Genomic DNA, 20987 nt, shown 5'->3' with positions numbered 1-20987 from the left:
TTTCCCGCTATCTTCAATGTTTGCACTCTGCCATATGATTAAGCAAGACTGATTCCTTTGCTTTGTTCTGAAATAAAGTGATCATTTACAGAGGGAGCTCACAAAATAGTTCCAGTGATTTCTCCTTTTTGGTTCTCCTTATAACTCCAGATTTTTCGCTGACGATAACTGATCCAGCCGCTGATCAAAAAGCAGCAAACAGACAAATAAAACGAAAAGCGAATCCCGTAAACATCGGCTATAAAGCTCATCAATAAGGCGGAAATCCCGAACGTTACGGAACTAATGACTCCCTGCACGGAAAAAACATGAGGCAGAGCGTCCATCCGGGCATTTTTTTGCAGAATCGTCTGAAGGCAAATCACCTTCCATTGTTCGATGATCCCATACAGGGTGGAATACATAAGCGCCAGCGCACCGTGCGTCGTTGTGCCAAATAACAGTGTGACAATAGCGATACAAAACGGGCCAAACAATACAAAAAATTGCTGATTTTTTTCAACCGATTGACTAAACTTAACGCTTAACAATCCCCCTATCACCATGCCGCCAAAGAAAACAGAGTTAATATATCCCCACCATTCCTCTCCTACATGTAATTGTTCTTTCACATACATATAAAGGATGGCCGAAATCCAGACCCCATTTCCGATTCCTTCAAAAAATGACATGAAGCTAATCGATTTAGCGTGCACATTTCTCCAAGTGTATTCCCATCCTAGACTGATCGAAAGGAGAAAGTTCTTTAGGCCTTTGCCTTGAGCCGTCTTCTTCTTTGTATGTTCTTGTATATGCAACAGAAACATGAGAATGCTTGAGACGACATAGAACAATAAGGTGATATTGATTAAAAGGAACGGCGACCCTACACTGACAATCAAACTCCCAATCGGCCATGCGCTAAGTTTGATGAATTGGTCTAACGTGTTTACAAAACTGTTGGCTTTCAAGATTTCCTCCTTGGAAACGATAAAAGGAACGAGGGAGTTTTTAATCGGATTATTGATCCCATCTAAAAAAGCGATCAATGATACAAAAACATAAACGATCGCAGTGTAATGTTCCGCACCCCAGTGCAAAAACAGCGAGAGAAAAAGCAGCAGAAATGTTTTACACATTTGTCCGTAGGACAATAACGTTTTTAGTTTATATTTTTCGAAAAATATCGGTGCGACGATTCCGCTAATAAATAACGACAATGTAACGAAAAAAGGGACTAATGCGGCAGCCATGGCTTTCGATGTCAAATGATATAGGTAAGAGACAACGGAAACAATGTAGAACACATCTCCGAAATTCGCGAAAGATTGTCCGATCCAAAGGAAATGAAATGTTTTATTTTTCATGACCTCAATCCTCTCTTTGATCATCGAAACGACTGGTGATGGAATAGTCAAAATGAACCAAAAATCAGATCTTCAGTCTTTGATGAAACTGGCTTTTTGCCACGCCCCAAAACGATGGAGCGAAGGAAAACGGGTTGATTTTCAACAATCTGCTAAAGGTAAATGGATATACTGAAGCAATGGAAGCCTCCCCCTTATTCTGTTTAGAGTATCTTGAAAATCAAAAGGCCTTTAGACAGAGCATATCATGCTGCTGGAGTTTCTATAGGAATTATGCATCTTGATCACTTGTTTAATGATACTAAAAATTGTGATAAGTATATGAATGATTTGCGGAAAACAGTTGGAGAAATAGAAGTAAGAACACAATTCTTGGGGAAACAGGGAGTAAAAACTTTAGAAATAATGCGCAAGTTCATTAATCATCCATCTTTTGATGACATTACGTATTCCTTGCAGAACTCATGGCCATTGCGGCAAATGAAAACACAGAAGCTCATTGCGTTTGCTCGAGTCTGGTTGTTTGAGGCGAATGAAACGGACCGACGTACAGAAATGTCTAACGATTCAGTGTCGGAGACGAAAGCAGAGGAAAGAACAGAAAAACCGGCCGAACAGGATGTTCCCTGTCCGGCCGGGTTCTTGTTACACGAGCGGTCCGCCGAGTTTTTCGATCGTCGGGTCGATATGGGCGAACTTTCGGAAGTTGGCGCGGAACTTTTGCGCCAGCTCTTTTGCTTTTTGTTCGTATGCTTGTTTGTCAGCCCATGTGTTTTGCGGCTGCAGGACGTCATCCGGCACGCCGGGGACGTGGGTTGGGATGGCGAGGCCGAAAATCGGGTCTTGCACCGTTTCGACGTTGTCCAGCTCCCCTTCGACGGCGGCTTGCACCATCGCCCGGGTGTAGGCGAGCTTCATGCGGCTGCCGACGCCGTACGGTCCCCCTGTCCAGCCGGTGTTGACCAAAAAGACGCGGACGTTGTGTTCGGCGATTTTTTGCCCGAGCATTTCCGCGTATTCGACGGCCGGGCGCGGCAAAAACGGTGCGCCAAAGCACGTTGAGAACGTTGCTTCCGGTTCGGTGACGCCGCGTTCGGTGCCGGCGAGTTTGCTTGTGTAGCCGCTTAAGAAATGGTACATCGCCTGTTCACGCGTCAGCTTGCTGATTGGCGGCAGGACGCCGAACGCATCAGCCGTCAAAAACACGATCGTGGACGGATGGCCGGCGACGCTTGGGTCGATGATGTTTTTGATCGCCTGAAGCGGGTAGGCGGCGCGCGTGTTTTCCGTCAGCGTGCCGTCGTCGTAATTCGGCACCCGCGTCGCGTCGTCGAGGACGACGTTTTCGAGCACCGCGCCGAAGCCGATGGCGTCAAAAATTTGCGGCTCTTTCTCGCGCGATAGGTTGATGCATTTCGCATAGCAGCCGCCTTCGATGTTGAAAATGCCGCGGTTTGACCAGCCGTGCTCATCATCGCCGATCAAGCGGCGGTTCGGGTCGGTCGAGAGCGTCGTTTTTCCCGTTCCCGACAAGCCGAAAAAGAGGGCGACGTCGCCTTCCTGGCCGACGTTGGCCGAGCAGTGCATCGGCAGGATGCCTTGTTCCGGCAGCAAATAGTTCATCACCGAGAAAATCGATTTTTTCATTTCGCCGGCATACTCGGTGCCGCCGATCAACACGGTGCGCCGTTCAAACGAGATGATGATGAACGCTTCCGAGCGCGTGCCGTCAACTTTCGGGTCGGCTTTAAAGTTCGGCGCGCAAATGACGGTGAATTGCGGCTCATGCGCGGCGAGCTCTGCGGCGCTCGGCCGAATGAACAGCTGATGGACGAACAAGTTGTGCCAGGCGAATTCGTTGACGACTTGAATCGGCAGCCGGGATTTCGGATCGGCGCCGGCAAAGCCTTTAAACACGAACAGTTCATCTTTCTTCATTAAATAGTCGAGCACTTTGTCGTACAGTTTATCAAACGTCTCCGGAGACATCGGCTGGTTGACCGCGCCCCAGTCGATCGTTTGCTTCGTTGACGGTTCTTCGACGATGTATTTGTCTTTCGGCGACCGCCCTGTGTACTTGCCGGTTGTCACCGCGACGGCTCCGGTGTGCGTCAGCCGTCCTTCGTTCCGTTGCAGGACTTTCTCAACGAGCTCGGCGACGGACAGTTGATGATGCACGTACGGTTTTTGCAGCAATAAATCAAGCTTATTCGTCATGTTTGCGATCCCCATATTCAAAACCTGCCTTCTTTTTGTAATCACTCTTGAAAATAGTATAACACATTTTTATTAATAGTCCATACTAATTGTGTGGGTTTTTCAAACTTTATTTTGCCCAATGTGTCGATTTCCTTGAGGAAAGAATTTTCGCGGCTGGAAATGATAAAAAATGAATTTTGATAGTTGACTTTGCCGATTCCGTTGCGATAAGATAAGTCATTGAACGGATACTCTTATCCCGAGCCGGTGGAGGGACAGGCCCGATGAAGCCCAGCAACCGTCACAACTGTACATGTGTGAAATGGTGCTAACCTGTGGCAAGGCGCAGTCCTTGAACGATAAGAGTGAAAGGAAGCAATACGATTGCCATGACCTTTCCTCAGCCGTTACAGGAAAGGTTTTTTATATTGCGAAGGGAAAAAGGGAAATGAGTTCCGTGTCGCCACATTATGCCAAGAGGAGGAAACAAACCGAATGTCAGCCAAACGCCGCTTGTTTACTTCAGAGTCTGTGACGGAAGGACATCCGGATAAAATTTGCGACCAAATTTCTGACGCCATTTTGGATGCCATTTTGGAAAAAGATCCGAACGCCCGCGTCGCCTGCGAAACGAGCGTCACGACCGGGCTGGTGCTCGTGAGCGGGGAAATCACGACATCAACATACGTGGACATTCCGCGCATCGTCCGCGATACGATCCGGGAGATCGGCTACACGCGCGCCAAATACGGATTTGACGCTGATACGTGCGCGGTGCTGACGTCGATTGACGAACAATCGCCGGACATTGCGATGGGGGTGGACCGGGCGCTCGAGGCGCGCGAAGGTCAGATGACTGACGAGGAAATTGAAGCGATCGGCGCCGGCGACCAAGGATTGATGTTTGGGTTCGCCTGCAATGAGACGGAAGAATTGATGCCGCTGCCGATTTCGCTTGCGCACCGCTTGGCGCGCCGATTGGCGGAAGTGCGCAAAACGGACGTCTTGCCGTACTTGCGGCCGGACGGGAAAACGCAAGTGACGATCGAATACGATGAAAACGGCAAACCGGTGCGCGTCGATACGATCGTCGTTTCCGCGCAGCACCATCCGGAAATTACGCAAGAGCAAATCCAGCGCGACATTAAAGAGCAGGTCATCAAGCCGGTCGTGCCCGCGGAGCTGCTTGATGAGAACACGAAATATTTCATCAACCCGACAGGACGGTTTGTCATCGGCGGTCCGCAAGGGGATGCTGGGTTGACGGGGCGCAAAATCATCGTCGATACGTACGGCGGCTACGCCCGCCACGGCGGTGGCGCGTTCTCGGGCAAAGATCCGACGAAAGTCGACCGCTCGGCGGCGTATGCGGCCCGCTATGTCGCGAAAAACATCGTCGCGGCAGGACTGGCCGACAAATGCGAAGTGCAGCTTGCCTACGCGATCGGCGTCGCCCGCCCAGTTTCGATTTCGATCGATACGTTCGGCACCGGCAAAGTGTCGGAAGACATTTTGATTGAAGTCGTGCGCAACAACTTCGATCTCCGCCCGGCGGGCATCATCAAAATGCTCGACCTTCGCCGCCCGATTTACAAACAGACGGCTGCTTACGGCCATTTTGGGCGTACGGACATCGACCTGCCGTGGGAGCGCACCGACAAAGCCGCCTTGTTGAAAGAACAAGCGCTGGCGTTGGCGGACAAGTGATGAAAGAAAAAGAGCTGCCTGATCACGGCAGCTCTTTTTTGTCGGCGCACGATGTCCGCTGTTGCTGCAGCGCTTTGTAATACTGCCCTTTCTCGACATATTCGCGGCGGATGCGCTCCATTTCGCGGATATCGTCTTCCGTCAGTTCGCGGACGACTTTCGCCGGCCGGCCGAGGGCGAGCGTGTTGGGCGGAATTTTTTTGCCCGGCGGCACTAAACTGCCGGCGCCGATAAACGCGCCTTCCCCGATTTCCGCGCGGTCCAAAATGATTGAGCCCATGCCGATGAGCGCGTTTTTGCGAACGATGGCGCTGTGCAAAATGACTTGATGGCCGACCGTCACCCCGTCCTCAATGATAAGCGGATTGTTTGGACTTTGATGCAAAATTGAGTTATCTTGAATATTGACCCGGTTGCCAATCACCGTTGGCGCCACATCGCCGCGAATGACGGTATTGAACCAAATGCTTGTCTCTTCGCCGATCACGACATCGCCGGTGATCGTCACATAGTCGGCGATAAAGGCGGAGGCGGCAATTTGCGGCGTTTTGCCTTTGTATGGGTAAATCATGGGCGTTCGTTCCTTTCTGTTGCAAAATCGATCGTTCACCATGTATTGTACAACGCTGCGTCCAAATCGCCAACGAAAGCGAGCGCGCCTAATCGGGATTGGTGAAAAACGTTTCGTTTCGCCCGATGAGTGGTTGGGATCGGGGAAGAAGATCCGATTTCACAAAGCTTCTCAACGTGAGAAGAACCGTTGTTGAGCGGCTTTTTCATTCCGTCGCCAACCCTTTTATGGTTTGCCCCGGCCGCATTGATGGCAATACTGGAAGACGAGATCGCAAGCTGTTCAGACGCGAAACGATTTTGGTTGCCGATAAGATGGAAATGCTAGGAGACGAGACCATGGTGTTTGCACCTGAGGTGAGCCGATTGAACATTCCGAAAAACCCCATCGCCTTGATGAAAATGGTGTATCGTGACGTGCTTCCGCTTGTCCACCGCGAGCTTGCCTATTGGCGGCGCCAAGCCGAGCGCATTCCCGACCCGGAATTGCGGCGCCAGGCGCTCGCGAGCATCGCTTCGAAAACGTTCCATTGCGAAGGCGGCTCCATTTTGGCGCTCTTGGCCGGAGAAAACATGGAGGATTGCATCCGCTTTATCGTTGCTTACCAGACGATCAGCGATTATTTGGATAATTTGTGCGACCGCAGCACCTCGCTCGATCCGCTCGACTTTCGCGCCTTGCACGATTCGATGCCGGACGCTTTGACGATCGGAGCAGAGCCGTCGAACTATTACCGCCATCGCCGCGAACAGGAAGACGGCGGCTATTTGCCGGCGCTTGTCCGCACGTGCCAAGAGGTGCTCGAGACGGTGCGCCATTATGAGACGATCGCCCCATTTTTGCATGAATTGGCCGGATATTATTGCGACTTGCAAGTGCATAAACATGTCGAAGCGAGCGAGCGGGTGCCGCGGCTGGAGAAATGGTTCGCGCAATACAAAGACGCCTTGCCGCCGATGGAGTGGTATGAGTTTTCCGCCTGCTCCGGTTCGACGCTCGGCATTTTCTGCCTCGTCGCCTATGCGTTTGGCGAATCGCTGCCGCCGGAGATGGCGAGACAAGTGCGCGACGGTTATTTTCCGTACATTCAAGGACTGCACATTTTGCTCGACTATTTGATCGATCAGGAGGAAGACCGGGACGGCGGCGATTTAAACTTTTGCTTTTACTATCCGAATGAAACGGTGATGCTTGAGCGGCTTTGCCATTTCATCGAAGAGGCCGACCGCCATGTTGGCGCCCTTCCGCACGGCGAGTTTCACCGCCTTATTCACCGAGGGCTTCTTGGATTGTATTTGTCGGATGCCAAGGTGAAAAAGCAGCGCGGGCTGCGCCGGCTGGCGCGCCGGCTCGTCCGCGCCGGCGGGGCGGCGTCGCAGTTTTTCTATTGGAACGGAAAAGCATACCGCTTTTGGCAGGAGCGGCAAAAACGGCTGTCCTTTTCATAAGGGCGGCCGTTTGCTTGTATTGGCAAAAGGGGCGGGATCCGATTGATTCAGGCGCCCTTATCCGCCCGGGTTTCGAGCGCGAGCAAAAACGGCGGGTTGTTTTGCCGATTGATGAATTCGTATTTCAAGGCATGGACGCGCCGTTGATCAAGAGAGCGGACGTAATCAAGGAGCGCGTCGCGTTCGCGCTTTCCTTCCGGATGGCCGTGGTAGACGACAAGAACGATGACGCCGCCCGGCTTCATGACGGAAAGCAACTGGCGGACCGCTTCGATCGTCGATTCCGGCTGGGTGACGATTTGCTTATTGCCGCCCGGCAAATAGCCGAGGTTGAACACCGCGCCGGCGATGCGCCCGTGTACATCGGCGGGAAGCGCCTCAAGCAGTTCACTATGGCTTCGCTCGAACAACGTCGCCCGCCCGCATAGCCCATGTTTCGCGAGGCGGGCGGAAGCGGCGGTGATGGCCTCAGACTGAATGTCAAAGCCGAACACATGGCCGAAATCCCCGACGCGTTGGGCCAAATACACGGTGTCGTGCCCGTTGCCGACGGTCGCGTCGACGGCGATGTCGCCTTCGTTGACTGCTTGATCAAGCAAAAAGCGGGCAAACGGCAAAATGTTCATCAAAGCCATCGGTTGGCCCCTCCTTGTGATCGTTTCATCGTTTACGTTGGCAGGCGTGGCGTTGCGCCAAAGTGTCGGATGCCATCGCTTTTCCCCTAAACTTTCCATCCTCTGCGCCGGCGTGACAGAAAACCTTGAGCTGACCGACATTGATCGAGCTGAACGAAGATCCTCACGTCGGCATTGTAACAAAAACTTCATGGAAAATCGACCGCTGCCAATCATTGGCGTGATACGGCCGGCCTATGCGGCGCATAGTAAACATGAGGGAATATCACGAAACGAGGTGAGCGCATGGCGACAAGACAATCCGTTGAGGAATTTTTGCAGCGGTGTGAAGATGTGATCCGCTACGCGAAAGAGCAATATACGGAAGCGCAAAAGCAGGAGCATTACAACATCACCGAATACACCAACGCCCAGCAGATGCTCGAGCAGACGGTCATCGATTTAGCGCACTTGGCGCGAAGCTGCAACGCCCAGCAGCGCGAGCAGCTGCATCGGATGCGGCTCCAACTGGAGCAATTGCAAAACGACATGATTTTGCTTGACCGCTGAAACGAGGAGGAACACAACATGAAGCGACGCTTGAAACAAACGAATCCGGAACAAAAAACACGCAACGGCCAAAACAATAACGATCTTGAGCTTGGTCAAGACTTTGACCCGGTGAAGCTGGCGAAAAAGCAATACGAGGAAACGGGCGGCCAACCGATCCGCTCCAAGCAGCGGAACGGGTGACGACAAGCCAAAGGGGCGGAAGCCGCTCCAACTTGTTCTTCTTTTCGCGCAGGAGCCCCGCTTCAAAAGCCATTGTTTCCGTGGGGAGTTAGTTTGGCAAAAAAGTGGCGGACGCATCGGAACGCTCCGCCTTTTTGATTGCATTTTTTCCTGTTTTCCCCTACAATTATTTCGTAACTCAAAATAAAAACCAGAAAAGGATGATGACCGATGCCCCGCGCTCTTTGGTGGCTGCTTGTCGGCATGGCGCTCAATGTGACAGGGGCGTCGTTTCTATGGCCGCTAAACACGATCTATTTGCACGAACAGCTCGGCCAGCCGCTCGCTGTCGCTGGTGTCGTGCTCATGCTCAACTCTGGGGGAAGCGTCATCGGCAGCTTGGCCGGCGGCTTTTTGTTTGACCGGATCGGCGGGTTTCGCGTTTTGTTGGCCGGAGCGGTGTTGACGATGGCCGCGCTCGGCGGCTTAAGCGTTTGGCACGGTTGGCCGCATTATGCGGTGTTTTTGGCGTTTGTCGGCGTTGGCAGCGGCGTCGTCTTTCCGGCGGCGTCGGCGTACGCCGGGGCGATTTGGCCGGAAGGGGGGCGGCGGGCGTTCAACGCCTTGTATGTCGCGCAAAACATCGGCGTCGCCGTCGGGTCGGCGCTTGGCGGGCTTGTCGCTTCATATTCGTTCTCGCTCGTTTTTTTCGCCAATCTTTTGTTGTATGCCGCGTTTTTGTTTACGGTTGTGGCCGGGCTGCGCCGCGTTCCGCTCTTGCCGCCGCCGAGAAAGAAACGATCCGGAGAAGCGGAAAGAGCGCCATCCCGCTCCGCGGGCTGGGCGCTTGCCCTCCTTTGCGCCGGCTATGGACTGTGTTGGTTGAGCTATGTCCAATGGTCGACGACGATCGCCGCCTATACACGCGAGCTCGGGATACCAGTCGGGCAGTACAGCTTGCTTTGGACGATCAACGGAGCGTTGATCGTCTTGGCCCAGCCGCTGTTGTCAGCGGTCATCCGCCGCTTCATGCCGACGTTGAAGCGGCAAATCGTGATCGGTTTTTTTATTTTCGCCGTTTCGTTTGCCATGCTGTTGGGGGCGCATTCGTTTGCAGAGTTTGCCGCGTCCATGATTGTGCTCACGATCGCCGAGATGATCGTCTGGCCGGCGATTCCGGCCGCGGTGAACGAATGGGCGCCCCCGGGGAAAGCCGGGTTTTACCAAGGAATCGTCAACGGGACGGCCACGGCCGGACGGATGATCGGACCGGTCATCGGCGGCTCGGTCGCCGATCTGTTTGGAATGAAACTGCTCATCATGATGTTAGCATTGTTTGCCTTATTGGCGGTGCTGGCCGCGCTTTTGCATGATCGTCGGCTCCCGAAGCGGACGGAGAACGCGGATGAAAAAACCGCGGCTTCCGTATAGATTTCGGCTTGCAATTGATCGACAAATTTTTTAAAATAATAATAAATTTGTCATTCTGTCCACTCATCGGTCGATTCATGTGCGAATAAGGCGAATAACGGTGAAGAGGAGCAGTAGCGGGCCCGACGGACGGCAGAGAGTTGACGGATGGTGCGAGTCAACCGAAGTCGGCTCGTGAACTCGCCTCGGAGTTGCCGGCGTGAACGGTCATCGACAGCGCCGGCCGTCCATCCGCGTTAAGGAAGAAAGCGGGTGCGCCGTTTGGCGCGCCAAAAAGGGTGGTACCGCGGGAAGCGCGCCTCTCGTCCCTTTGCTGTGGGGATGGGGGGTTTTTTTGTACATATTTTCGTCAATGATGCAAGTAGAACTTGATAGGAGGAGTGCTGCGATGAGCTTCAACCACCGCGAAATTGAACAAAAATGGCAGGACTATTGGGAGAAAAACAAAACGTTCCGCACGCCCGATGATGATGACAAGCCGAAGTTTTACGTTCTCGACATGTTCCCGTATCCATCCGGCGCCGGCTTGCACGTCGGCCATCCGGAAGGATATACGGCGACCGATATTTTGGCGCGCATGAAGCGGATGCAAGGGTACAACGTCCTTCACCCGATGGGCTGGGACGCGTTCGGGCTGCCGGCCGAGCAATATGCGCTCGATACCGGCAACGACCCGGCGGAGTTTACGCAAAAAAACATCGAAAATTTCCGCCGGCAAATCAAATCGCTTGGCTTTTCGTACGACTGGGACCGGGAGATCAATACGACCGACCCGAACTATTACAAATGGACGCAATGGATTTTCTTGAAGCTGTATGAAAAAGGGCTCGCCTACATGGATGAAGTGCCGGTCAACTGGTGTCCGGCGCTCGGCACGGTGCTGGCGAACGAAGAGGTGATCAACGGCCGGAGCGAGCGCGGCGGGCATCCGGTCATCCGCAAGCCGATGCGGCAATGGATGCTGAAAATCACCGCCTATGCCGACCGCTTGCTTGAAGATTTGGAAGAGCTCGACTGGCCGGAAAGCATTAAAGAGATGCAGCGCAACTGGATTGGCCGTTCGGAAGGAGCGGAAATCGAGTTTGCCGTCCACGGCCATGACGAAACATTCACCGTGTTCACGACGCGTCCGGATACGCTGTTTGGCGCGACGTACACCGTCTTGGCGCCGGAGCATCCGCTCGTTGAAAAAATCACGACGCCGGAGCAAAAGCCAGCCGTTGACGCCTACTTAAAGGAAATTCAAAGCAAAAGCGACCTTGAGCGCACCGATTTGGCGAAAGAAAAAACGGGCGTGTTCACCGGCGCGTACGCCATTCACCCGGTCACCGGCGATCGGCTTCCGATTTGGATCGCTGACTACGTCTTGATGAGCTACGGCACCGGAGCGATCATGGCCGTGCCGGCGCACGATGAGCGCGACTACGAGTTTGCGAAAAAATTCCACTTGCCGATGAAAGAAGTCGTCGCCGGCGGCGATATCGAAAAAGAACCGTACACCGGAGATGGCGAGCATATCAACTCCGAGTTTTTGAACGGGTTGAACAAGCAGGAAGCGATCGACAAAATGATCGCCTGGCTTGAGGAGCACGGCAAAGGGCGGAAAAAAGTGTCGTACCGGCTGCGCGACTGGCTGTTCAGCCGCCAGCGCTACTGGGGCGAGCCGATTCCGATCATCCATTGGGAAGACGGCACGATGACGCCGGTGCCGGAAGAGGAATTGCCGCTTGTGTTGCCGAAAACGGATGAAATCCGTCCGTCGGGAACGGGCGAGTCGCCGCTGGCCAACATCGAAGAATGGGTCAATGTTGTCGACCCGAAAACCGGGAAAAAAGGGCGGCGCGAAACGAACACGATGCCGCAATGGGCTGGAAGCTGCTGGTATTATTTACGCTACATCGACCCGCACAACGACAAGCAGCTCGCCGATCCGGAAAAGCTGAAAAAGTGGCTGCCGGTCGATGTTTACATCGGCGGGGCGGAGCACGCGGTTTTGCATTTGCTTTATGCCCGCTTCTGGCATAAGTTTCTCTATGACCTTGGCATCGTGCCGACGAAAGAACCGTTCCAAAAGCTGTTCAACCAAGGGATGATTTTAGGCGAAAACAACGAAAAAATGAGCAAATCAAAAGGCAATGTCGTCAACCCGGACGACATCATCGAAAGCCATGGGGCCGACACCTTGCGGCTGTATGAAATGTTCATGGGGCCGCTTGAGGCGTCGATCGCTTGGTCGACGAAAGGGCTTGACGGGGCGCGGCGCTTCCTCGACCGCGTCTGGAGGCTCTTTGTCACCGAGAATGGCGAACTGAACCCGAACATTGTCGACGAACCGGCAAACGATACGCTCGAGCGCATCTATCACCAAACGGTGAAAAAAGTGACGGAAGACTACGAATCCTTGCGCTTTAACACCGCCATTTCGCAGCTTATGGTGTTCATCAACGAAGCGTACAAAGCGGAGCAAATGAAAAAAGAATACATGGAAGGCTTCGTCAAGCTCTTGTCGCCGGTCTGCCCGCACATCGGCGAGGAGCTGTGGCAAAAGCTTGGCCACACGGACACGATCGCCTATGAACCGTGGCCGACGTATGATGAAACGAAGCTTGTGGAAGACGTCGTGGAAATCGTCGTGCAAATCAACGGCAAAGTGCGGTCGCGCTTGCACGTGCCAGTTGACTTGCCAAAAGAAGCGCTCGAGGAGCGGGCGCTCGCCGATGAAAAAATCAAAGAGCAGCTTGAGGGCAAAACCGTGCGCAAAGTGATCGCCGTCCCCGGCAAGCTCGTCAATATCGTCGCCAACTGATGATGAGGGCGGGCTTCGGCCCGCTCCCTATCCACCAACGAAAGGGGTCGATCTGCCATGGAAGAGATCAAGGAAATCACGCCGGCTGAAGTGAAAGAAAAACTCGAACGCGGGGAAAAGCTGAACATTGTCGATGTGCGCGAAGACGAGGAAGTCGCCCTCGGCATGATCCCCGGCGCCAAACATATTAAAATGGGCGACATCCCCGATCGGCTTGAGGAATTCGACCGCAACGAAGAATATATTTTCGTCTGCCGCTCCGGACGGCGGAGCGAAAACGTCTGCCGCTACTTGCAAGAGCTTGGCTATCGCGTCCGCAACATGACGGGCGGCATGCTCGAGTGGGAAGGCGAAACAGTGCCGAAGCGATAAGCGCTTCCGGCTCAAAGAACAGGGCATGGCGGCGGGCCGTCATCCAAGTGATCCCGTTTTTGTCGAGACCAAAACGACGGAACGTGTCAGCGGATGGGAAATGGATCCATCCGAACGGCCCCGTTCAGTCAAGAGGCAGAGGAATGGCTGGCTGCCGCGGGCCTTTTCATGCGTCGGCGGCTTGCGCTTCCCCGGTCCGCTTGCGGGGTAGGAGCGAAAAAGCGTCCCAGCTTTTTGGGGCGCTTTTTCCATTTTGTTTTAGTACCAAAGTGTGATGCAAGAAAAAAAAGGAAAGGATATAATTTTCGGTAAAATCAGACACTTGTTCGAAGGAGGAGCTCTCTGTTGAAACTCGGCGACCGCTTGAAATTCGCCCGCTTGATGAAAGGCCTGACCCAAGAAGAAACGGCTGAAGGCATTATTTCGGTTTCTTATTTATCGAAAATTGAGAATAACCAAGTCATACCGAGCCAAGAGGTACTCGAATGGCTGTTTCGGCGGCTGGACATCCGGCCGGGCGGAAACGAAACAATGCCTTCATGGTTCGAATGGGTGATGTCGTGGTATAAGGCGATGACGAACCGTGATGTGCCTGCCGCGCGGGAACTGTATGAAACGGTCAAAGAACGATGCGAGCAGTCTGGGGATGCCGAAGCCATGATTTATTTTCAGCTGATGCGAATCCGGTATTGGCTGCTTCTTGGCGACAAAAAGGGGGCGGAAACGGCGGCGCAAAGCGTGCGGGACTGGTATGGGTCGTTGAGTGATGACATGCGCTATTATTATTGGAAGTTTTTTGGGCTTTTATATTATTGTCAAGAAAAATATGACGACGCCTTGCATTGTTATCAAAAGGCAGAAGAGTTGTTGAAGGGAGAATGGAAAACGAGCGAGGAGGAGGCCGATTTGGCTTACTTGTCGGCGCTTGCATGCAGCCGTCTGTGGAAATGGTTCCAATGCCTTCATTACGCCGAGCGCGCGCTGGCGCTCAGCCAGGCGGAATACGACTTGCGGCGGAGCGCCGAATGCCATGTGCTGCTGGCGATTTGCCATCGGCGCTGCGGGGAGATCGACAAAGCGGTCGACCATTGCCTGTTGGCCCAAAAGGCGGCGAGGATGGTGGATGATCGACGGCTTCTTGGGATTGTGGAACACAATCTCGGCCATTTGAAAGGAATCAAACGCCAATACCGCGAGGCGGTGCAACATTATGAGAACAGTTTGATCTATAAAGAGGCCGCTCCGCTGGATTCCCGGCTCATCACGCTTTTGTCGCTCGTGCGCGTGCATTGTGATGCCAAGCATTATCGCAAAGCGTTGATGGCTGTCGAGGAAGGGTGGAAACAGCTCGAACAAGCCCCTAACGGCGCGTCCGAGCATTATGAGTATTATTTGCATTTTTCCATTTACCGGCTGCTTTTGAGCGAAGAAGATGAACCGTTGGAGCGGCTGCTCAAACAGGAGGCGATTCCCTATTTCCAAAAAAAGAAGGAGTATGACGACGCGTCATTGTATGCCGAATATTTGGCGGATTGTTATATGCGGAGGCGCCAATACAAGCAGGCGGCCCAATATTATCAATTAAGTTGCGCTCTCTTGCGGGCGCAAACCGGCGTTTGAAAGGAGGTGAAGCTCGTGAAAAAGCGGGTCGTTGTGATCATCGCTCTCGCCGTCCTTGGCCTCGCTTCAGCCTTTGGCCAAGGCATCGGGGTGAAAGAAGCGGCTAAAGATGAGCATCCGCCGCCGACGGTGATCGCCCGATAAAAGAAGCGGCTGGATTGGCGCTTTGCCTGTCTGTGTTGATCTTCTTCGAACCGATCCGTCTCCTGTTTTCGCCATGGGGCGAAAGCGGGGGATGAGTCGGTTTTTTGTTTTGTCCGTTGAAGCACGTTCTGTGGAAATCCGTCGGCTCAAGCGAAAAAGATCAATCGTTTTTTCGCTTGGCAGCTTCGCTGTCGGTCGTGTTTCACTTTGGCTGTTTTGTCGCAGGCGGAAAGCCGCAAAGAGGGAAAAACGGAAAATAGGCTGCCGGATCAGGACGCATGTCGCCCGATCATTTTCCCAATACCCAATCAAAATATATTGTAATAAAATTTTTATTAGAATAAATAATTTGAAAATATAAGAAAGGGGTAAAGGGAATGAACAAACGGGCGATGCTTGGCGCGATTGGGTTGGCGTTTGGATTGATGGCTTGGCCGTTCGGGGCTTCGGCGAAGGAAAAGTCAATGGTGTGGAACGAACAGTGGAAGACGCCGTCGTTCGTTTCTGGTTCGCTGTTAAAAGGCGAGGATGCTCCGGAAGAATTGGTTTACCGTTATCTTGATCAAGAGAAGAATACGTTCCAGCTTGGTGGACAAGCCCGCGAACGGCTGAGCTTGATTGGCAAACAAACGGATGAACTCGGCCATACGGTCATGCGTTTTGAACAGCGCTATCGCGGCATCCCAGTGTATGGCGCCGTGCTCGTTGCCCATGTCAACGATGGCGAATTGTCCTCTTTGTCGGGTACGCTCATTCCGAATTTGGACAAACGAACGTTGAAAACAGAAGCTGCCATTTCCATTCAACAAGCGGAAATGATCGCGAAACAAGATGTGGCTGATGCGGTGACGAAAGAACGGCCGGCGGCCGAAGAGGGAAAACCAACGCGGCTTGTCATCTATCCGGATGGGGAGACCCCGCGCCTCGCCTATGAAGTCAATGTCCGCTTTTTAACCCCTGTCCCAGGCAACTGGATCTACATGATCGATGCCGCAGACGGAAAAGTGTTGAACAAATGGAACCAAATGGACGAGGCCAAGCCGGGCGGCGGGCAGCCGGTCGCCGGCACGTCGACGGTCGGCGTGGGCCGCGGTGTGTTGGGGGATCAGAAATATATCAATACGACGTATTCCTCGTATTATGGCTACTACTATTTGCAAGACAATACGCGCGGCAGCGGCATTTTTACGTATGACGGACGAAACCGCACCGTTTTGCCCGGCAGCTTATGGGCCGATGTCGACAACCAATTTTTCGCCAGCTATGACGCGGCGGCCGTGGACGCCCATTATTACGCCGGTGTCGTGTATGATTACTACAAAAATGTGCACGGCCGGCTGAGCTATGACGGCAGCAACGCCGCCATCCGTTCGACCGTCCATTACGGCCGCGGCTACAACAACGCGTTTTGGAACGGTTCGCAAATGGTGTACGGCGATGGCGACGGACAGACGTTTTTGCCGTTTTCCGGCGGCATTGACGTCGTTGGGCATGAGCTGACCCATGCGGTGACGGATTATACGGCCGGGCTTGTTTACCAAAACGAATCCGGCGCCATCAATGAAGCGATGTCCGATATTTTCGGCACGCTCGTGGAGTTCTACGCCAACCGCAACCCGGACTGGGAGATCGGCGAAGACATTTACACGCCGGGAATTGCCGGCGACGCGCTTCGCTCCATGTCGGATCCGGCGAAATACGGCGATCCGGATCATTATTCCAAACGGTACACCGGCACACAAGACAACGGCGGCGTCCATACAAACAGCGGCATCATCAATAAAGCGGCGTACTTGCTCAGCCAAGGCGGCGTCCATTACGGCGTAAGCGTCACCGGCATTGGCCGCGACAAAATGGGGAAAATTTTCTACCGGGCGCTTGTCTACTATTTGACGCCGACGTCGAACTTCAGCCAGCTGCGCGCCGCCTGCGTGCAAGCGGCCGCTGATTTGTACGGGTCGACAAGCCAAGAAGTCAACTCGGTGAAACAGGCGTTCAATGCGGTTGGAGTGTATTAAGACGAATGAAGTTTCTGACGTCACGCGTCCCGCTGTTCGAGGGCGCGTGACGCCTTTTGTGGGCAGGATTTTCCCTAAATGCGTGGAAAAGGAAAAAGAAAACGGGGGAATGGCGATGTACAAAGTGAAAGTGTTTGATAAAGAGCATGAAAAAGATTTGGAAGCGGCGGTCAATGATTTTTTAGCCCGATTGAAAGACGGACAGTTGATCGATGTCAAGTACAGTGTGGCGGCGATGGAATCGGAAGGCGAGCAAATCTACTGTTTTTCCGCCATGGTCATTTACCGGACTTGACACTCCACACGGCTTCAGACCGTGGGATTCTTTGGGCCGTTTTCGTGCTGATCCCCCTAAAGCGGGCGACGTTTTGTTCATTGCGGCATTTCCATTTCAGGCGGCGAAATTTTGCGATCGCCCGCCTTGAAGACGGGCGTTGTCGGAATGTCAGCGGACGCCCCGGAGCACCCGAGGGGCATGAGGACGGCGGTCAATTCGTTGCTGTCTGCCCCGCGGAGCCGCTCGCCCCGTTTTTTTCCGCCAATGCATAGCGGGCGGCGTTCACGCCGGCGAGCCGCCCGGTGACAAGGGCGGCGGTGATGTTGTAGCCGCCCGTGTAGCCGTGAATGTCCAAAATTTCCCCGCAAAAGTAAAGGCCGGCCATGCATTTGGAGGCCATTGTCTTCGGCTCAATTTCTTTGACCGACACGCCGCCGCCGGTGACGAATGCTTTCTCAAGCGGCAGCGTGCCGTGGACGTAAAAGGTAAACTGTTTGCACTGTCGGACAAACGCCCGCAGCGCCTCATGGCCGACCGTGCCGGCAGAGGCGTGCGGGTCGATGCCGGCCCGCTCGAGCAAAAAGACGGCGTACCGCTCGGGAAGAACCGTTTTGGCGATCGTTTTCATCGCCTTTTTCGGCTCCTCTTTGCACAGCTTGGCGAAATGTTGAAACAGCTCTTCCTGCGTCACGTCCGGAAGCGCGTCGATGCTCATTTCGACCGCGCCGTCCGCCGCTTTTTTCAACGCCTTGACGACAAACTGGCTGCAGCGGAGGGCGGCTGGGCCGGAAATGCCGAAGTGCGTAAACAGCATATCCATCCGGTGGGTGATGATCGGCTTGCCGTTCGGCTTTAAGACGCTTAACGCGACGTCGCGCAGCGACAAGCCTTGCAGCGTCCGCTCTTTGATGAACGGCTCATGCGAGACGATCGGAACTTCGGTTGGAAACAGTTCGGTCACCGTGTGACCCGCTTTTTCCGCCCACGGATAGCCGTCGCCTGTTGAGCCGGTTTGCGGCACCGATTTGCCGCCGACGGCGACGACAACCGCACGGGCGTGGATCGTCTCCCCGCTTTTCAGCGTGACACCGACTGTTTTTCCTTGTTCATACAACACGTCCGCCACTGGCGATTCAAGCCGAACATCGACGCCAAGGCGCGACAATTCGCGAACAAGCGCGTCGACGACCGACTGGGCGCTGTCGCTTTTAGGAAACATGCGGCCGTGGTCTTCCTCCTTGAGCGGCACGCCGAGCCGCTCAAAAAAGCGGATGATGTCTTCATTGTTAAATACGGAAAAGGCGCTGTATAAAAAGCGGCCGTTGCCGGGAATATGGCGGACCATTTCATCCACCGGCAGCCGATTCGTCACGTTGCAGCGTCCGCCGCCGGAGATGGCGAGCTTGCGCCCGAGCTTCGTTCCTTTTTCCAACAAGAGCACCTTCGCCCCTTCTTCGCCGGCGCCGATGGCCGCCATGAGCCCGGACGGACCGCCGCCGATGATGATGACGTCGTATCCCATGTTCATTCCACCCTTTCTTTCTGCGCGTGGCCGATATTTTTCGTTCCATTGACAACTATGGTAAAATAGATACGTTGTCATTTTCAACGTCCATGGCTAGGGAAGGGGTCATATGTCAACATCGAAACTGCTGCGCGGCACGTTTATTTTAACGGCTGGCGTGATGATTTCTCGCCTTCTTGGTTTATTTTACGTCATCCCGTTTTACCATCTTGTCGGCGAGCGCGGCGGGGCGCTGTACGGATACGGCTATGTGCCGTACCAAATTTTTTTGAGCTTGGCGACCGGCGGGCTGCCGGTGGCGGTGTCAAAGTTTGTGTCGAAATACAACGCGCTTGGGGAATACGGCGTCGGCTATCGGCTCTTTCGCTCCGGCCTTGTCTTGATGATCGCAAGCGGCATCGCCTCATGGCTCATTTTGTACGCCCTGGCGCCCATCTTGGCGCCGCACGTCATCGATGCGAAAACGAACGTCAACTCGGTCGACGACGTCACGGCCGTCATCCGCGCGGTCAGCTTTGCGCTCCTCATCGTGCCGGTGATGAGCTTGATCCGCGGATTTTTCCAAGGACATGAGTCGATGGGCCCGACGGCGCTGTCGCAAGTCGTCGAACAAATCGCGCGCATCGCTTTTTTGCTTGGGGCGTGCTACGTCATTTTGCGCCTGATGGACGGCTCGATCGTCTCCGCTGTGAGCGCGGCGACGTTTGCCGCGTTTGTCGGGGCGGCGGCGGGGCTTTTGGTGTTGCTTGTCTATTGGTGGAAGCGGCGTCCGTATTTGCAGTCGCTGCTTGCGCGTGACCGCGGCGAAGCGGACGTGTCGCTTTTGGCGATGTATAAAGAGCTGCTTCTTTCTTCGATTCCGTTTGTTTTTGTCGGCTTGTCGATGTCGCTGTACCAGCTCGTCGATCAGTTTACGTTCAATCACGCGATGGCGGCGGCGGGCCGCGGGAACATCTCGGAGCACGCGTATTCCGTGTTCAACATGTGGGCGCAAAAGCTCGTCATCATACCCGTGACGCTCGCGACCTCGTTCAGCTTGGCGCTCATCCCGACGATTACGAAAGCGTATGTCGCGCAAGACCGGAAAGCGCTGCGGCAATATTTGAACCAGACGTTTCAAGTGCTCATGTTTTTAACGCTCCCGGCGGTGATTGGCATGGCGGTGCTGGCAGGGCCGGTGTACAGCTCGTTTTACAGCTATGATCCGCTTGGTGAACAAGTGTTGCGCTGGTATGCGCCGGCGGCGATTTTGTACGCTTTGTTTTCTGTGACGGCGGCGATCATGCAAGGCATCAACGAGCAGCGGTTTACGGTCGTCAGTTTGACAGCCGGCTTGCTTGTGAAGCTTTTGCTCAACACGCCGCTCATTATGAAATGGTCGGCCGTCGGGGCCATTGTTGCCACGATGGCGGGCTATTTCGTCTCTGTGGCGTTCAACTTATGGGTCATTCAGCGCCGCACGCGCTACCGCTATCGGTTTGTCGCCCGCCGGACGGCGTTTATGGCCATCTTGACGGCGGCGATGTCAGCGGCGGTTATGGGGGTCGAGGCGCTGGCGTCCCGATGGATCGATTACCGCGCCGGCACCGCTGAATCGGTGGGCGCTGCTGCCATCGGCGCAGCGGTCGGGGCAGCCGTCTACTTGTTTCTCAGCATCCGCTCCGGGTTGTTTTCGGCGCTGTTTGGCGACCGGTTTGCGTTTTGGCGCCGGAAAGAGAAAAAGGCGGTATCGTAGAAGGGATCGGCCGTTGACCGGACGGCCGTTTCCTAGAAGCGGCTCGTTTAGGCCGGGAGCCCGGCGGACGGCGCTTCTTGCGAACGTCGCGGCGCCCTAGCGAAAGGGTTCGACGACGGCTGTTTTTCGCCCTCCCCCATGCCGTTCGGCTTGCGGCAAAAAAAGAAGAAGGCGGTCGTCCCCGCCTTCTTTCTCCATTTTGCTTACGACAGGCCGAGCCGGCGTTCGATGCGATCGAGGCGGCTTTCCATCCGGTCGAGCCGGCGGTCGAGCCGTTCGACGGCCCGCTCAAGCCGTTCGATGCGCCGCGCCCAGTTGGCGAATGGCCCGCCTGGGTATCCGGGCCAAAATTGGCTGGCTGGCGGCTGTTGACGGTAATCATCCAACGTTGGGACATAATAGTAATATTCATTCATCGGCAAATCCCCCTTCTTGATGTTTC

18 protein-coding genes, 1 riboswitch and 1 other annotated feature are annotated in these 20987 nt (G+C 54.3%); of the genes, 12 read left to right on the top strand and 6 right to left on the bottom strand.

Going from position 1 to position 20987, the window contains the following annotated elements; all coding sequences use genetic code 11:
* Nucleotides 1-98: 98 nt before the first annotated feature.
* Together GT3570_RS13945 and pckA are read right to left on the bottom strand one after the other, a co-directional pair.
* Nucleotides 99-1346 carry an MFS transporter gene (locus tag GT3570_RS13945; protein WP_033845326.1) on the bottom strand — a complete coding sequence of 416 codons (1248 nt, stop codon included), beginning with the start codon at nucleotides 1344-1346 and terminating at the stop codon, nucleotides 99-101.
* A gap of 645 nt (nucleotides 1347-1991) precedes the next feature.
* Nucleotides 1992-3578 (bottom strand): phosphoenolpyruvate carboxykinase (ATP), encoded by a 1587-nt coding sequence (gene pckA / locus GT3570_RS13940; RefSeq protein WP_062898886.1) that lies wholly within the window; start codon nucleotides 3576-3578, stop codon nucleotides 1992-1994.
* Nucleotides 3579-3796: 218 nt separating this feature from the next.
* A riboswitch (SAM riboswitch) is annotated at nucleotides 3797-3911 on the top strand.
* 129 nt (nucleotides 3912-4040) lie between these two features.
* On the opposite strand from pckA, the gene metK reads away from it, so the two are divergent.
* Nucleotides 4041-5252, top strand: a complete 1212-nt coding sequence (gene metK, locus GT3570_RS13935; protein ID WP_021322704.1) for a methionine adenosyltransferase — start codon at nucleotides 4041-4043, stop codon at nucleotides 5250-5252.
* Nucleotides 5253-5274: 22 nt separating this feature from the next.
* Here the strand turns inward: metK and GT3570_RS13930 are convergent, their stop codons facing one another.
* Entirely contained in the window at nucleotides 5275-5823 is a 549-nt protein-coding gene (locus GT3570_RS13930) for a gamma carbonic anhydrase (RefSeq protein WP_011232320.1), read from the bottom strand.
* Between the two features lie 338 nt (nucleotides 5824-6161).
* Between GT3570_RS13930 and GT3570_RS13925 the strand changes: the two genes are divergently transcribed.
* Nucleotides 6162-7271 (top strand): tetraprenyl-beta-curcumene synthase family protein, encoded by a 1110-nt coding sequence (locus GT3570_RS13925; protein ID WP_014196592.1) that lies wholly within the window; start codon nucleotides 6162-6164, stop codon nucleotides 7269-7271.
* A 47-nt stretch (nucleotides 7272-7318) separates the two neighbouring features.
* Here the strand turns inward: GT3570_RS13925 and GT3570_RS13920 are convergent, their stop codons facing one another.
* Nucleotides 7319-7906: a tRNA 5-(aminomethyl)-2-thiouridylate-methyltransferase MnmM gene (locus GT3570_RS13920; protein WP_011232318.1), complete on the bottom strand. Its 588-nt coding sequence runs from the start codon at nucleotides 7904-7906 to the stop codon at nucleotides 7319-7321.
* 285 nt (nucleotides 7907-8191) lie between these two features.
* Between GT3570_RS13920 and GT3570_RS13915 the strand changes: the two genes are divergently transcribed.
* From GT3570_RS13915 to GT3570_RS13880, 9 genes are all read left to right on the top strand, one after another.
* On the top strand, nucleotides 8192-8455 hold the full coding sequence (locus GT3570_RS13915) for a YtzC family protein (protein ID WP_011232317.1): 264 nt from the start codon (nucleotides 8192-8194) through the stop codon (nucleotides 8453-8455).
* Between the two features lie 18 nt (nucleotides 8456-8473).
* Nucleotides 8474-8638, top strand: a complete 165-nt coding sequence (locus GT3570_RS13910) for a hypothetical protein (RefSeq protein ID WP_011232316.1) — start codon at nucleotides 8474-8476, stop codon at nucleotides 8636-8638.
* Nucleotides 8639-8848: 210 nt separating this feature from the next.
* Nucleotides 8849-10048: an MDR family MFS transporter gene (locus tag GT3570_RS13905; RefSeq protein ID WP_011232315.1), complete on the top strand. Its 1200-nt coding sequence runs from the start codon at nucleotides 8849-8851 to the stop codon at nucleotides 10046-10048.
* A gap of 91 nt (nucleotides 10049-10139) precedes the next feature.
* Nucleotides 10140-10361: a binding site (T-box leader), on the top strand.
* 75 nt (nucleotides 10362-10436) lie between these two features.
* Nucleotides 10437-12854 (top strand): leucine--tRNA ligase, encoded by a 2418-nt coding sequence (leuS, locus tag GT3570_RS13900; RefSeq protein ID WP_062898885.1) that lies wholly within the window; start codon nucleotides 10437-10439, stop codon nucleotides 12852-12854.
* Nucleotides 12855-12911: 57 nt separating this feature from the next.
* Nucleotides 12912-13226 (top strand): rhodanese-like domain-containing protein, encoded by a 315-nt coding sequence (locus tag GT3570_RS13895; protein ID WP_013144427.1) that lies wholly within the window; start codon nucleotides 12912-12914, stop codon nucleotides 13224-13226.
* A 345-nt stretch (nucleotides 13227-13571) separates the two neighbouring features.
* Nucleotides 13572-14846, top strand: a complete 1275-nt coding sequence (locus GT3570_RS13890; RefSeq protein ID WP_023634536.1) for a helix-turn-helix domain-containing protein — start codon at nucleotides 13572-13574, stop codon at nucleotides 14844-14846.
* A gap of 15 nt (nucleotides 14847-14861) precedes the next feature.
* Nucleotides 14862-14990, top strand: coding sequence for a hypothetical protein (locus tag GT3570_RS19185; protein WP_023634537.1), 129 nt, complete (start codon nucleotides 14862-14864; stop codon nucleotides 14988-14990).
* A 377-nt stretch (nucleotides 14991-15367) separates the two neighbouring features.
* On the top strand, nucleotides 15368-17008 hold the full coding sequence (locus GT3570_RS13885; protein ID WP_023634539.1) for a M4 family metallopeptidase: 1641 nt from the start codon (nucleotides 15368-15370) through the stop codon (nucleotides 17006-17008).
* Between the two features lie 115 nt (nucleotides 17009-17123).
* A complete protein-coding gene (locus GT3570_RS13880; RefSeq protein WP_008880941.1) occupies nucleotides 17124-17303 on the top strand; it encodes a sporulation protein Cse60 in 180 nt (59 codons plus the stop codon).
* A 193-nt stretch (nucleotides 17304-17496) separates the two neighbouring features.
* Here the strand turns inward: GT3570_RS13880 and GT3570_RS13875 are convergent, their stop codons facing one another.
* A complete protein-coding gene (locus GT3570_RS13875; protein WP_011232309.1) occupies nucleotides 17497-18807 on the bottom strand; it encodes a BaiN/RdsA family NAD(P)/FAD-dependent oxidoreductase in 1311 nt (436 codons plus the stop codon).
* A 112-nt stretch (nucleotides 18808-18919) separates the two neighbouring features.
* Between GT3570_RS13875 and GT3570_RS13870 the strand changes: the two genes are divergently transcribed.
* Entirely contained in the window at nucleotides 18920-20545 is a 1626-nt protein-coding gene (locus tag GT3570_RS13870; protein WP_011232308.1) for a putative polysaccharide biosynthesis protein, read from the top strand.
* 203 nt (nucleotides 20546-20748) lie between these two features.
* On the opposite strand, the gene GT3570_RS13865 is transcribed toward GT3570_RS13870, so the two are convergent.
* Nucleotides 20749-20961 (bottom strand): hypothetical protein, encoded by a 213-nt coding sequence (locus GT3570_RS13865; RefSeq protein ID WP_062898884.1) that lies wholly within the window; start codon nucleotides 20959-20961, stop codon nucleotides 20749-20751.
* Between the last annotated feature and the right edge of the window lie 26 nt (nucleotides 20962-20987).

Source organism: Geobacillus thermoleovorans, from assembly GCF_001610955.1.
Taxonomy (GTDB): Bacteria; Bacillota; Bacilli; order Bacillales; family Anoxybacillaceae; genus Geobacillus; species Geobacillus thermoleovorans.
The sequence above is the reverse complement of the archived record's forward strand: the minus strand, read 5'-3'. Positions and strand labels throughout refer to the sequence as shown.